The following is a 13,450-nucleotide window of genomic DNA, read 5'->3' on the forward strand; positions in this document are numbered from 1 at the left end:
TCTCCACGGCGGTGGGGGGCACGCCTTTGTCCCGGCGTTCCGGCGTTCCGGCGTTCCGGAGGATGATGGTGCGGTGCGGATTCGAACGAGCACCAGTGAAGAACTCCCCGTCCTCCAGGACATAGAGCGCGCCGCCGGACTCTGCTTCCGGGACATCGGAATGGACGAAGTCGCCGATGACGAGCCCCTGAGCCTGGAAGAGCTGAGCCGCTACCAGCGGACCGGACGGGCCTGGGTCGCGGTGGACGACACCGACCGGGCGATGGCGTACCTGATCACCGACCCCGTAGACGGAAACATCCATATCGAGCAGATCTCGGTCCACCCCGACAGCGCCCGCCGTGGCGTGGGACGGGCCCTGATCGACCACATCGCGGCGCGCGCCGCGGGCGACGGCGTCCCCGCGCTCACCCTGACCACCTTCGTCGACGTGGCCTGGAACGCCCCGTACTACGCCGCGCGATGCGGCTTCCGGGCCTTGACCGAGGCCGAGCTGACCCCCGGGCTCCGCGAGATCCGGCTCAGCGAGGCCGGCCACGGGCTGGACCGCTGGCCACGGGTGTGCATGCGCAGGGATGTGGGCTAGAGCCGATACGCGGCTGGTCGATACGTGGGCCAGCCGATACGGGGGCTGGTCGATACGCGGGCTGGTCGATATGCGGGCAGGTCACGGGCGGTGGCTCAGGCCCCCGCCTACGTGCACAGCTCCTCCACCGTCCGCCCGAACGCCCGTAACCGCGCGGTCTCGTCCGCCCGGCGCCACACCAGGCCGAGCATCGAGTCCGGCACCCCCTCGACCGGTACGAAGGTGATGTCCCGGCGGCGGTGGTACTCCGCCGTCGGGGCGCACAGCAGCATCCCGCCCCGGCCCGCCGCGACCGCCGCCAGCCCTTCCTGGAGCGTGTGCACCAGCGGCCCACGGGGGATGGGCCGCCCGCCGGGGGTGGTGGCGGGCGCCATCGCGTCGTGCCAGTAGCGCGGCGCGGGGGCGGACGGGCCGATCAGCGGGCAGTCGGCCAGCGCCTCGGAGTCCACCCGGCCGCGGCCCGCGAACGGATGGCGGGCCGAGACCACCACGGTCTGCGGCTGCTTGGAGAAGACTGGGCCGAGGACCAGATCGGGCTCGGCAACCGGCAGGCAGACGATCGCGGCGTCCACCTCACCGGCCCGCACCGCGCCGAACGGATCGGCCAGCGGGATCTCCACGGTCGTCGGTTCACAGCCGGGGTGGCGCTCCCGGAAGGCCGCGATGGCCGCCGTCACCCGTTCATCGGCGGCCCCCTGGAACCCGATCCGGAGCACGCCGTCCACCCCGCGCGCCGCTCCGCGGGCGCTCTCGAATGCCCCGTACAGCGCCTCGTAGGCGGGCCGGAGCTCGGCCAGGAACCGCTCGCCGAGCGGGGTCAGCCGCGCCCGGCGGCTGGTGCGCTCCAGCAGCCGGGCGCCGATCCGGCGCTCCAGGTTCCGCAGCAGTTGGCTCACCCGGCTCTGCGAGACATACAACCGCTCGGCCGCGCGGCCGAAGTGGAGCTCCTCGCTCAGTACGAGGAAGCACTCCAGCTCGCGGATCTCCAACTCGGCCATGGCCTCCCACCGACTCCCATTACCGATCGCGGATTGATGAGCCTCGCTCATGGAAGGCTGAAAACTTCGGCGTTGTTCCCGCAGGGGCACAGCTGTTCGCTAAAGACATGTCCAATAGCACGGAACTCACCGCTCCGGCAGGCACATCCGGGTCACCTCCGATGGTGCGCTCGCCGCTCGGAGCCCGGCTCGGGAACTGGCTCGCGGCCTGGCTCGCCGTCGTCGCCGTCGCGGTCGGCACCTTCTCGGTGGTCACCACCGAGATGCTGCCGGTCGGCCTGCTCACCTCGATCGGCTCCGCGCTCGGGGTCTCGGACGGTACGGCGGGGCTGGCCATGACCGTGCCCGGTCTGGTCGCCGCGCTCGCCGCCCCGCTGCTCACCGTCACCGTCGGCCGCTACGACCGGCGGCTGGTGCTGTGCGGTCTGATGGGGCTGCTGGCCGTCGCCAATCTGCTCTCCGCGCTCGCGCCCGGCTTCGCCGTCCTGCTGTTCGCCCGGGTGCTGGTCGGGGTGAGCATCGGCGGGGTGTGGTCCATCGCGGGCGGGCTCGCGGTGCGGCTGGTGCCCGAGCGCTCCGCGGGCCACGCCACCACGCTGATCTTCAGCGGTATCGCGGTGGCCTCGGTGCTCGGGGTGCCGATCGGGACGCTCATCGGGGATCTGGTCCACTGGCGGGTCGCGTTCGCCGCCTTCGCCGCCCTGTCGCTGGCCGTGGCCGCCGCCATGGCCGTCACCCTGCCGCCGCTGCCCGCCACCGGGACCATCCGGCTGCGCGAGGTGCCGGGCCTGTTCCGCAACGTCCGGCTGCGGACCGGCCTCATCACCACTCTGCTGCTGGTCACCGGCCACTTCGGCGCGTATACGTATGTCCGGCCGGTGCTCGAGGACGTCGCCGGGGTCGGGGCGGGCCTGATCAGCACCCTGCTGCTGGCGTACGGCGTGGCGGGCATCGCCGGGAACTTCCTGGCAGGCGCCACCGCCCACCGCGATCCACACCGCGCCCTCATGGTCATCTTCACCCTGCTGGCGGCGGCCGAGCTGCTGGTCCCGGCGGCCGGGGCCACGACGGCGGGAGCGGCCGTACTGCTGCTGGTGTGGGGGCTGGCGTACGGCGGGGTTTCGGTGACCTGCCAGACCTGGGTGCTGCACGCGGCGCCGGACGCGCGGGAGGCGGCGTCGGCGCTGTACGTCGGGGTCTTCAACGTGGCGATATCGCTGGGCGCGCTGCTCGGCGGCCGGGCGGCGGACGCGATCGCGGTCCCCAGTGTGATGTGGTTCGGGGGCGCGCTGGTGGTCCTCGCCCTGGCGAACGTGGTGCTGTTCGGCAGGCGGAGGTGAGGGGGGCCGCGGGGGCCACGGGTGCCGCAGGGTGTGCGAAGGGGGGTACGAAGGGCACGAGGGCCATGTCAGGCCATGTGGACCCGGCGATCAGGTGAGACCCTGAAACCAGGGGACTCGTCTGCGGGAGTGGGTCCGATGGCAGTGAGCATGCACGTGGTCTGGAGCAAGTGCGAGCCGGGACGCGTCATCTACGAGACGCATTCGATCGAGACGGTCACCGACGGCTCGGGCGTCCACGCGACCGTCGACAGCCATACGTACGAGATCTCCCTCCGCAGCCGGGCCCAGGCGGAGTCCATCGCGGACGAGGAGGGCTTCGAGCTGTACCGGAAGGGCGAGGCGTGGGAGAGCCTCCCCGAGGAGGAGGGCCTATCCGAGGAGGGCCTTCCCGAGGAGGACGAATGAGTAAGGAGCAGCGCCCAGGGCGCTGCTCCTTACACGCTGCTCCTCTTACGTCATGCTCTGCCCGGGCCCTGCCGCAGACGGGACCCGGACGCCCGGACGCCCGGCCTCACTCCTCGACGTCGTCGTCGCCGTGCCCCAGCAGGAAGTCCACATCCCGTCGCTCGGTGCCCGCCGCGCCGCCGACCGTGATCTGGCGGGTGGCCGGGGCGTAGCCGCTGGCCACCACCGTGTAGTGGTCGCCGGTGAGCGCATCGAAGCCGAAGGACCCGTCCGGACTGGTGATGACCTGGCCGACCACATCCCCGGAGGCGTCCAGCAGCGAGACCCGCGCGTCCCCGAGCGGCAGGCCGCCCCGGTCCCGTACGGTGCCCCGGACCCGGGCCGCGGGCGGCAGCTCGGCGTCCACGCGCACCGGTTCACCGGCGGTGAGCTCCACCTGGGTGGCGTACGGCCGGTGCCCGGCGGCGGCCACGGTCAGCGTGTACGTCCCCGGGGCCAGCTCCGGCAGCGCGAACTCGCCCTTCTCGTCGGCGGTCACCGACCCCGCGACCTCGCCCTCGGGCCCGGTGGCGGTGGCGGTCGCACCGGGCAGCGGCTCCCCGCCGACGGCCCGTACGGACCCGGTCAGCCCGCCCCCGCCGGACAGCCGCAGATCGCAGACGACCGGCAGATCCGAGACCAGCAGCGTGGCGGCCTGCGGCTGATGCCCGGCGGCCGAGCCGATGAGGACGACGCTGGCGGCGTCGGGGGCGGGCAGGTGGTACCGGCCGTCGCGGCCGGTGACCGTACGGCCGAGCTGGCGGCCGCCCGTGTCGATGAGGGTGATGGCGGCGTCGGCGAGCGGGGTGTCGCCGGGGCCGAGGACACGGCCGTGGATGACGCTGCCGGTGAGGACGGGGAGGTCGTCGACGACCTCGACATCGTCGGCGCCCGCGGCGACCGGCTCCGCGACAGCGGCCGGAACACCAGCCGGAACACCAACCGGAGCTGAATCGACCACAGGGGCGGAATCAGCCACCGGAGCCGAAGTGGCCAGCGGACCCGAGCCCGCCACTCGCCCCGCCCGCCGCCGCCCCGGCAGACAGAGGGCGATCAGCAGACCGCCGACCGAGGCGGCGCACGCCACCAGGAACGAGATCTTGAACCCGTCCTTGCTCGGCAGCGCCACCCCACCGAAGTCGATGGTCTGGTGCGCCAGGATCACGCCCACCACCGCGCTGGAGGTGGACATGCCGATCGACCGCATGAGGGTGTTGAGCCCGTTCGCCGCACCCGTCTCAGCGGCGGGGACGGCGCTGACGATCAGGGTGGGCATCGCCGAGTACGCGATGCCGATACCGACGCCGAGCGCGGTGGAGAGCACCACGACCTGCCAGATGTGGTCGATCATGACGAGCCCCGCACCGTACGTCGCGCCGATGACGATCAGCCCGATGACCAGCGAGACCTTCGGCCCGCTCGAGGCGTTGATCCGCGCGGAGAGCGGGGAGACCAGCATCATCGCGACGCCCATGGGAGCGAAGTAGAGCCCGGCCATGACCATGGACTGGCCCAGGCCGTACCCGGTGGCCTCCGGCAGCTGGAGCAGCTGCGGCAGGATCAGCGACATCGCGTAGAACGAGAAGCCGACCATGATCGAGGTGAGGTTGGTCAGCAGCACCTGGCGCCGCGCCGTGGTCCGCAGATCGACCAGCGGCTCGGCGGTACGCAGCTCGAAGACGCCCCAGAGCAGCAGGATCACGACGGCCGCGCCGAACAGCCCGAGCGTGGTGCCGCTCGTCCACCCCCAGTCACCGCCCTTGGTGATCGGCAGCAGCAGACAGACGAGACCGGCCGTCAGCCCGAGCGCGCCGATGGCGTCGAAGCGGCTGGGGGTACGGACGGAGGACTCGGGGACGACGGCGAGCACGAGGGCGATGGATATCGCGCCGAGCCCCGCGGCCCCGTAGAAGAGCACATGCCAGTTGGTGTGCTGCGCCACGAACGCGGCGGCGGGCAGCCCCAGCGCGCCGCCGATGCCGAGCGACGAGCTCATCAGGGCCATCGCCGAGCCGAGCTTGTGCGGCGGAAGCTCGTCCCGCATGACGCTGATGCCGAGCGGAACGGCGCCCATGGCCCCGCCCTGGATGGCCCGGCCGATCACCATCACCACCAGGTCGGAGGTGACGGCGCAGGTCAACGAGCCGATGACCATCAGTGCCAGCGCGACCATCAGCATCCGGCGCTTGCCGAACATGTCCCCGAGCCGCCCCATGACGGGCGTGGAGACGGCACCGGCGAGCAGGGTGGCGGTGACCACCCAGGACGCGTTGGAGCTGGTGGTGTGCAGCAGCTGGGGCAACTCGGTGACCAGCGGAACGACCAGCGTCTGCATCACGGACACGGCGATGCCGCAGAACGCGAGCACCGCCACGAAGCCGCCGCCGACCTCCCGCGGGAGCGGCGTGCCGGACGGCGCGGCGCTCAGATGTTCCGCGACGCGAGGTGGGGCTGACTGGGGCATGCGAATGCCGCCTCCAAAGAAAGTTCAGGAGATTGATGGAAGCATGAGAGGTGTGCATCCTACACAAGGTGTGTATCGTGCACACTTCCATTGAGGGGCGCGGGGGAGGCGAGGAGGAATCGTGCTGGATCGTCGGCTGGAGCGACTGGAACGCGAGCTGATGCTGGTGGCCAGGTGCTCAGTCCTGACCCCCCGCGAACGAAAGGGTCAGGCGACGGACGCCCAGGACCCCACGGCGCGGCCAACGACACAGCCGGACACCGGCACACCCTCTGGGGCTGAATCATGCACCCCCATCCGCCTGGACCGCTCCGGCTATCTGCTCCTCTCCCGCCTGGACGCCGAGGGCGCGATGACCATCGGCCAGCTGGCCGACGCGCTCCAGCTGGACGTCTCGACCGTCAACCGCCAGACCGGCGCCCTGCTCCGGGCCGGCCTCGTCGAACGCATCCCGGACCCGGAGGGCGGCCTGGCCCGCAAACTCCGCGTCACCCCGCGGGGAGCCGACCGCATGGCGGCGGAACGGACGTGCCGGCAGACCGACCTGTCCCGGCTCCTGGAGTCGTGGACCCCGGAGGACGTGGCTCGCTTCGAGGACGTCCTGACCCGCTTCAACCGCGAGGTGGAACGCCAGGAGGGCCGGGCCTGGCCACGGGAGACGGACGAGGCGGCGAGCGCCCCGGAATGAGGGCGCGCCGAAGAGCGTTGTTCGAGACAACGGCATGACGCCCGTCACACCCCCCGAGGAGGCCAGGAAGAAATGCCCACCCCCGCTTCCCACCCCAAGACCACCGGCACCAGCGGCGGACACCGCGTGGACGTGGAGCGCGGCGCGCAGCACGTCACGGTCACGATCGACGGCCGCGTAGTCGCCGAGTCGGCCCGTCCCCTGCTGGTCCACGAGACCGGTCTCCCGGTCCGCTACTACCTCCCCCCGGAGGACGTGGACCTGACCCTCTTCGAGCCGACCGACACCCACACCATCTGCCCCTTCAAGGGCGAGGCCGCGTACTGGACCTACCGCGGCCCGGCGGGCGAGGGCGCGGAGCCGCGTCCGGACGTGGTGTGGGCGTACCCGCAGCCGATCGAGAAGGTGTCGGAGATCAAGGACCATCTGTCGTTCTACGACGAGGTGGCAAAGATCGACGTATCAAACTAACCGAACACGCAACCCCCCAAACACGCAACCACCCAAACAAGGAACCACCCAAACCCGGAACCACCCGCACACGACCCCACCCGGACATCACCCCATCAGGGGCCTTCCAGGCTCCCCCCAGGGGGAACCCCTGACGCGTGCACATCCACGCGTACTCGTGGCTGGGCGAGAAGGAGCTGTTCGACCGGGAGGCCCTACGCCGCCCGCCCGACCGCCCCCACCCGCCCGTCACGGCGGAGGACGAGGAGCACTACCGCACGCTCCTGGAAACGTTCCGCCACTCGGAGCTCCCCCCACTGGAGACATCCCTCTGGCTCCTGAAGTCCCCCACCCTCATCCGCGCCACCTTCGAGGAACCGAAGGACGCGGCGGCGTGGCTGGGCCGGCAACTGACCGAACACGCCCCCGGCTTCCTCTCCCACCAGGAAGCCGACACCGCCCGCCTGTCCCGCCTGATCACCACGGCCACCACCCGCCTCACCCACGGCACGGACGTCTCCTTCGGCTTCTACCTGGGCCGCACGTCCTTCCTCTCCCTGGCCCTGGTGACCTGCACCCCCAACCACTGGTACCCCGACGTCTCCTGCCCCCGCCACCCTCACCTCCCGGCAACCGCCTGACACGATCTGCCCCGTGCACGCCTGTCTTGCGTCTCCTCAGGCGGTGAGCAGCGGTTTCAAGAGGGGACTCGGGGTGCCATGCCAGAAGATGTCGAGGCTGTCACGGGCGCGGGTGGTCGCGACGAAGAGCAATGATCGGGCCCGCTGCGCTTCCCGGCGGTAGCGGACCAGATCGGTGCCTCGCAGCCGGGTCACTGCTTCCCGCCGTACAAGGCCGTCACTCACCCCCGCGATGATCATTCGCTGGTATTCGAGACCTTTGAACCGGAACATCGTGCCGATGTGCACCCCGCTTCCGTCGCGGGGGCCCTCGGGGCCGATCTCTACCGCGAGGATGTTGTGTTGAGCAAGTGTGTATGCCACCTCGCTGGCCATCTGGTTGGTGGGAACACAGATGGCGAACTGCTCGTGTGGAATCCGTTCGTCCGGGACGTCCCAGGCCGCGATCCGTTGGGCGATCGCTTCACGTTTCGTCTGCCAATCCGGGCGGCCGTGGAGTTCTGGCAATCCTCCGCTGAGGACTGAGCGGTAACCTGCCAGCGTTTCTTCGCTGCCGTCGAGGTCGTCGTACTTCTCTCCGCTGAGCACATCCAGTGCGGAGCGCAGAATCTGCCGAGTGGTGCGGTAGCTGAGGTTGAGCCTGGACGAGCGGCCGCGGATATTGATTCCCAGGCTTCCCAGCGTCACCTGGTTCTTATAGATGCGCTGATGGGTGTCGCCGACCAGGAAGATGTCATTGCGGTCGCGGGCGGCCATGGCGCGCAACACCTTCCAGTGGGCGGGCCGCAGGTCCTGTGCCTCGTCAACCACGATGTGGCGGTACCGGTAGCGCACCCAGCCACCGGAGCCGTCCTGCAGATGGATGTTGTCGAGACCTCCTGCCTCTGCACGCTGGCGCTCGATGGCCTGAATCCGCTGCTCACGCTCCATCTCCAGGCGGGCGGCACGCTCGGCGACCTGGTCCCATGTCTGCCTGCCGAACCGGTCCAGCCGCTGGGTGAAGCGCTCGGCGAGCTGCCAGATCTCGGCGCGCTCGCCCCTTCCGAGGTTCTTGCCACGGCCGGCTCGGCGGGCCCGGAAGTAGTCGGTGCGCGCCCCGACCGTGTGGCCGAGGATCACCTGCGTCCACTCGTCGTGAAGGAACTCCGCGTCCCAGCCGGTCACGCCGAGCTCATTGAGCAACGCACGCCATTCGCGGACGGCCTGGTTGTCGTCGATCGTCTGCTTATGGCTGCCCGGCTCCGCCTCGCGGACGATCCGCAGCGCCAGTTGGTCCACATGACTGACCTCGACGCGGGACAGCAGTTCCTCGCCGCGGTATCGACGGGATCGCCTCCAGTGATGGCGAACGCTGGCTGCACGCCTGCGCGTACGGCGACGGCCCGGACGGTTCGGGCAATGCCGAGACATGGATTCGGGTCGGCCACGCCCAGCACATGAACTTCGTGGTGAACCAATTGACCGATACGGCATAACGGTCCTCCCAAAGATCTGGTGCCCAACCGTCCTGACCGTTACCGGTTCCCGGCCCCGCCGCCCGGTAGCCACGTCCGGCGCGGCAGACGCTCGGTGTCCGCCAGCAGCTCGAAATGCGGCTCCCTGCTCCAACTTTCCTGATGCCCGATGATGAACAGTCGGCGCTTGGCGCGGCTGACCGCCACATTGAGAAGGTTGGGCGTCTCGGCTGCCCAGGCACGGGCACGGGCGCCCTGGCGCGGATGGGTGCCCAGCACCAGGATGACCACATCCGACTCCTTGCCCTGCATGGTGTGCACGGTGCCGATGTGGTCCGAGAGGAAATCGGAGACCTGTTTGCGGTACGCCCCTGGCTCCATGCCCACCGGGACCACCTCACCCAGACGCATACCGCGTACGGTCCGGGCACAGCCGCTGACCACATCCCGGAACGGGCTGAGAACACGCACCCGGTCCAGGCCGATGCCCCACTTACGGTGCAGAACAGTCAGCATGCGGGTCAGGGCCGCCCCCTCTTCCGGGACCCACTTGCCGGTGGCCTCGCCCGACGCCACATTGACCCAGCAACTGAGCGGGTAGACACAGGAACGGCAGCCCTCCCGACCGGTTTCGACACATTCCACGCAGAGGTCCGGCCCCGGGAAGGGTTTCTCCTGCGTGCCGTACACCATGAGTCCGTCGTAGGCGATGTCGTTGCTGAGCTCGAACATGGTTCGTTCGCATCGACGGTGCACACGCAGCGGGGCACCCACCCAGACCGGTTCGATCTCACCGTCCTGCCGCCGGTAATCGACCGACGTTCCCCAACGATTGACCCGGTCCGCGACCCGTTGGGCGGAAGTCTCGGACGGGAGCCACTCCCTGCCGACGCCGTACGCCTCCCGCAATCGCTCCTGCACCGAAAGAGGTAGCGGAACGACCGGCTCCAGCTGCAGTGGATCACCCACCAGAACGGCCCGGCGAGCCCGCCAGAGGGCGCCGACCGCAGCCTGCGGTGCGGCCTGCCCTGCCTCGTCGATCAGCACCCACCCCAGGGATTCGCTGCCCAGGCCGCCGAACAGGCGACCACAGGAGGCGAAGGTCGTGGACACCACAGGCATGACCAGAAACAGCGACTGCCAGACAGCCAGTGCCACCTCCTGCGGAACGACCCCGGCGAACACCTCCTTGAGCAGGAGCAGATTCAGACGGACGGCCCTGGCATTCGCGACGACGAAGGCGCGATGCAGGTTCAGAGCCGTGAGGAACACCTTGGTCCGCGCGGCGCAGAATTCCTCATCCGACCAGGGCGAGGCCAACTCGCGCCGATCTTCGTCGAGAGCGTCCCAGCCTTCAGGGAAGTGCTCTCCCCAGGTGGTACGCGCCTGGTCCAGCACCCGTCGGGCCTCGGCTACCGCTTCGCGTGCCAGGCGTGTGCGCTCCGCCGCTTGCCTGAACTCTTCGGCTGTCTCGCCCCGGGCGAGCTCCGCCTCGTGTGACCGGTTCCGAGCCTCCCCGAGAGCGAGGAAGGTCTGATCCACCTGCTGCCGATACGCGTTGTCCGTCCCCTGCCACTCCCGGAATTCGCGTCCGGCACCCATCGCGCTTCGCAAGCCACCGGGGCGGGTGCGGCGATGAGCCTCGGCCCGCTCCCGCGCCTCCCCGTACACCCTCATCGCATGGCGGAGGGCCTCGTGCGCCGTGTTCACCCTCCTCGCGGCGTATACGTCTGCGTCCCCAGCCAGCCCGGCCGCCGACTCGGCGGCCACGACCGTGTCCTGCAACGCGTCGAGGTCCCGTAGCGCACGTGACGCTGCCTCGCGGGCCGCCCGCAGGGTCTCCGCGTGCCGCAGCGCCCGGTTGAACTCGGCCTTGGCCGTGTCCCAGTCGTCCGCCGTCTCCGTACCCTCCGGTACCGGTACGGGGCCCTGCCCGCCCGGCGGGAATCGCGCACCGGCCGGCGGGTCGTAGAAGGGCTCACCGCGCTCCAGCCGTTGGAGAAGCGACTGCATGCCGTTCGAAACCTGGTCGGCGGGCCGCTGGCCGCCACGCTGTCGCGGAGGGCGGGTGCCGGCGTCGCGCCGCGGTTTCTCACCCCACCACCAGCGTTCCAGGAACTCTTTGCGCTTCTCGGACTTGCCGAGCGGCGCGGCGACGGCGCCCCAGGCCGGGGCGCCACCGAGCAGAGACACGGCCTGCTCAAGGAAGAACGAGCCTTCGCCGTGCCACTCCTCCCCGAGGGCGTCCAAGGCGGGCAACTCGGTCGTGATGTTCTGCACCGCGCCGTTGTTCGAGGAGGCCACCACGATCTCGTGTCCCGTCAGTGTGGGCTTGAGCCGCGCCACGCTGCGCTTGAATCCTTCGGACTGCCATTCGACCTTGCCCTTGAAGCCGTCCTGAGCGCGGGTGAGCTTGGCCAGCTCCGTGGCCCGTGTCACCACGATCGCCGCGACCAGGTCGCGGAGCATCGTGGTTTTTCCCGTGCCGGGCGGACCATTGACGGAGAACAGTCCGCTGGTCCCCGCCAGTTCCGCCATGATCTGGTTCACCGCGAACTGCTGGCTCAGGGCAAGCGGCCACTTGACGGGAGCGGGCCACCGTCCGAGCGGTACCGCCTCGGGCGACACTCCGCGCAGGACCGCGATCGGGTGGCGCCGTACGTCGGTGCGGGCCGATACCGGAACAGCCGCCGCATCGGACAGGTAGCGCCTCAGCGCGACCCCGTGATTCTCCGCGTCAGCGACACGCTCCAGATCTTCCGGCAGCAGACTGTTGAGGAAGGCCGGATCGGCATCGGGCAGGGAGCCGTCCTTCCGCCTGCGGACCCGCTGGCTGTGAATGCGGATGCTCGCCGGGGACAGCAGATCGGCCACCCCGCACAGCTCGGCCACGTGTGCGGCGAACGCCACCAGGTCGGGCAGTTCGACCGGTCGGCCCGATTCCTCTCCGGTCGCCGGGTCGTCCACCCCCTCGTCGGGGGTATCGGGGGCAGCGGGGGGAGGGTTGCCGGGAGTCGTGTCATCATCGCTGCCTTCGGAGCGGGAGAGCCGCCTCGTGATGGGACGCAGCGCGTTGGTGATCAACCCCGCGCCCAGATCCCCGATGAGAGCGGTGAGCGCGCCCACTGCTGCTCCCCCGAGGATCTCTCGCACGATGCCGCGCCAGCCACCAGCGGCCGCCGCGCCCGTTGCCGCACCCCCGCCGTTCTGGAAGGCGTCGCCGCCCCGGACATTCTCCGTATAGGGAATGTGGTGGCGTGTCAGCATGCTGATCGCCTCGTCGCATGCGGACTCGGTCTCATCGAAACCATCGAGCCAGCTCGGCGTGTCCGGCCCCGGATCGCGTACGCGTCCGGTCGCCCACGCGCAGGTGGAGAAGGCTGTAGCGCCGTCCAGGAGCACGCCCTGAGCATCCACGGTCAGAGCGAATACCGCGGTCTCGCCCTTCTGCTGCCGCGTACCCGCGTAGTCCTCCGCGTCCTCACCGAAGTGCTTCTCCAGCGCATCCCGTACGGCGGACAGCGGGAAGACGCCGCCATAGACGGTGTGGCGCCACACTTCCTTGTTGGTGTCGATCCGCTCGCGCTGTAGAGGGTGTTCCGCCTCCCAGGGCAGCGCGGGCCACGGCTCCCCCGGCCGTACGTCCACTTGCTGGATCCACTCACGGGCCGAGACACGGGCGCCTCTAGGCGGAGGAGACGGAAGCTGGGGTGGGCTGAAGAGCTCCACCGCCCGCCAGAATCGCACGACTTCGGTGCGCCGTCGCTTGTCCCCTCGCATGTGCGCCTCCTGTTCCCCCGGGCCCACCGGAGGGGCCCAATCTACTGGCTTGGCTTCGCGTAGCGTTGTCCGCACACTACAGGAATGCTCAGTTTGCGTGCAGGAACGCTCAATCTGTTAGAGTTGCACCGCAGCCGGCCGACGAGAGGGAAGGGCGCCGATGGAAGTCAAGCTCGGCGAAGTGGCGAGTATGAAGGTGTGCCTCCTGGCACGTGCGTGGGGGGTGGACGAGGAAGGGGTCGTGCTCCGGTTGCTGGAGCACTTTGAGAACTCAGAGCAGCGACCGCCGACCAGGCTGCCCCCGGGCCTCGTCGCGGTGCACGCGCTCTATGCGGGACACAAGGTGTCCGGGGAGTACGACCCCGAGTCGCAGAGCCTGGTGATTCCCTCGGGACCGGCTCAGGGGCGTTACAAGACCCCGAGCGGTGCCGCTACAGCGGTTCTGCGGGCGTACAACCCGGATGTCGCCCCCCATCGGAACGGATGGTCATTTTGGGTCGTGGATGAGAGCGGAGCCCGGCTCCAGTCCCTTCGCTGATCGCGCGCGCGGCCACGGTCCGGACGATCTGGCCCGAGGCGGACGCAGGGGACGTAAGACAGGT

The 13,450-nt window shown here is 70.0% G+C and carries 9 protein-coding genes and 1 pseudogene; 6 read left to right on the forward strand and 4 right to left on the reverse strand.

Annotated features, from left to right (window positions below; all coding sequences use genetic code 11):
* The first annotated feature begins 73 nt into the window (after positions 1-73).
* Positions 74-586, forward strand: a complete 513-nt coding sequence (locus tag ACJX2R_RS34215) for a GNAT family N-acetyltransferase (protein WP_413103255.1) — start codon at positions 74-76, stop codon at positions 584-586.
* Positions 587-693: 107 nt separating this feature from the next.
* Here ACJX2R_RS34215 and ACJX2R_RS34220 read toward each other — a convergent pair whose 3' ends face one another.
* Positions 694-1,584 (reverse strand): LysR family transcriptional regulator, encoded by an 891-nt coding sequence (locus ACJX2R_RS34220; protein ID WP_413103256.1) that lies wholly within the window; start codon positions 1,582-1,584, stop codon positions 694-696.
* 107 nt (positions 1,585-1,691) lie between these two features.
* On the opposite strand from ACJX2R_RS34220, the gene ACJX2R_RS34225 reads away from it, so the two are divergent.
* Together ACJX2R_RS34225 and ACJX2R_RS34230 are read left to right on the forward strand one after the other, a co-directional pair.
* The gene (locus tag ACJX2R_RS34225) at positions 1,692-2,924 is read left to right on the forward strand and encodes an MFS transporter (protein ID WP_413103257.1); all 1,233 of its coding nucleotides are present in this window, start codon (positions 1,692-1,694) and stop codon (positions 2,922-2,924) included.
* A 138-nt stretch (positions 2,925-3,062) separates the two neighbouring features.
* Complete coding sequence (locus ACJX2R_RS34230; RefSeq protein WP_044570011.1) at positions 3,063-3,332, forward strand: hypothetical protein; 270 nt, start codon at positions 3,063-3,065, stop codon at positions 3,330-3,332.
* A gap of 106 nt (positions 3,333-3,438) precedes the next feature.
* Here the strand turns inward: ACJX2R_RS34230 and ACJX2R_RS34235 are convergent, their stop codons facing one another.
* Positions 3,439-5,835: an MFS transporter gene (locus tag ACJX2R_RS34235; RefSeq protein ID WP_413103258.1), complete on the reverse strand. Its 2,397-nt coding sequence runs from the start codon at positions 5,833-5,835 to the stop codon at positions 3,439-3,441.
* 124 nt (positions 5,836-5,959) lie between these two features.
* Between ACJX2R_RS34235 and ACJX2R_RS34240 the strand changes: the two genes are divergently transcribed.
* The 3 genes from ACJX2R_RS34240 to ACJX2R_RS34250 all read left to right on the forward strand — a co-directional run bounded on the left by ACJX2R_RS34240 (position 5,960) and on the right by ACJX2R_RS34250 (position 7,614).
* A complete protein-coding gene (locus ACJX2R_RS34240) occupies positions 5,960-6,523 on the forward strand; it encodes a MarR family winged helix-turn-helix transcriptional regulator (protein WP_413106009.1) in 564 nt (187 codons plus the stop codon).
* Positions 6,524-6,595: 72 nt separating this feature from the next.
* Positions 6,596-6,994: a DUF427 domain-containing protein gene (locus ACJX2R_RS34245; protein WP_413103259.1), complete on the forward strand. Its 399-nt coding sequence runs from the start codon at positions 6,596-6,598 to the stop codon at positions 6,992-6,994.
* 137 nt (positions 6,995-7,131) lie between these two features.
* Positions 7,132-7,614, forward strand: a complete 483-nt coding sequence (locus tag ACJX2R_RS34250) for a hypothetical protein (protein WP_413103260.1) — start codon at positions 7,132-7,134, stop codon at positions 7,612-7,614.
* 36 nt (positions 7,615-7,650) lie between these two features.
* Here ACJX2R_RS34250 and ACJX2R_RS34255 read toward each other — a convergent pair.
* Both ACJX2R_RS34255 and ACJX2R_RS34260 read right to left on the reverse strand, forming a co-directional pair.
* Positions 7,651-8,928 (reverse strand): annotated as a pseudogene (locus tag ACJX2R_RS34255) (UvrD-helicase domain-containing protein); the annotation flags it as partial.
* A 200-nt stretch (positions 8,929-9,128) separates the two neighbouring features.
* Positions 9,129-12,848 (reverse strand): DEAD/DEAH box helicase, encoded by a 3,720-nt coding sequence (locus tag ACJX2R_RS34260; protein ID WP_413103261.1) that lies wholly within the window; start codon positions 12,846-12,848, stop codon positions 9,129-9,131.
* Positions 12,849-13,450: the final 602 nt, after the last annotated feature.

The sequence above is a fragment of the Streptomyces sp. Inha503 genome (assembly GCF_047215865.1).
In the GTDB taxonomy this organism is placed as follows: Bacteria; Actinomycetota; Actinomycetes; order Streptomycetales; family Streptomycetaceae; genus Streptomyces; species Streptomyces lycopersici.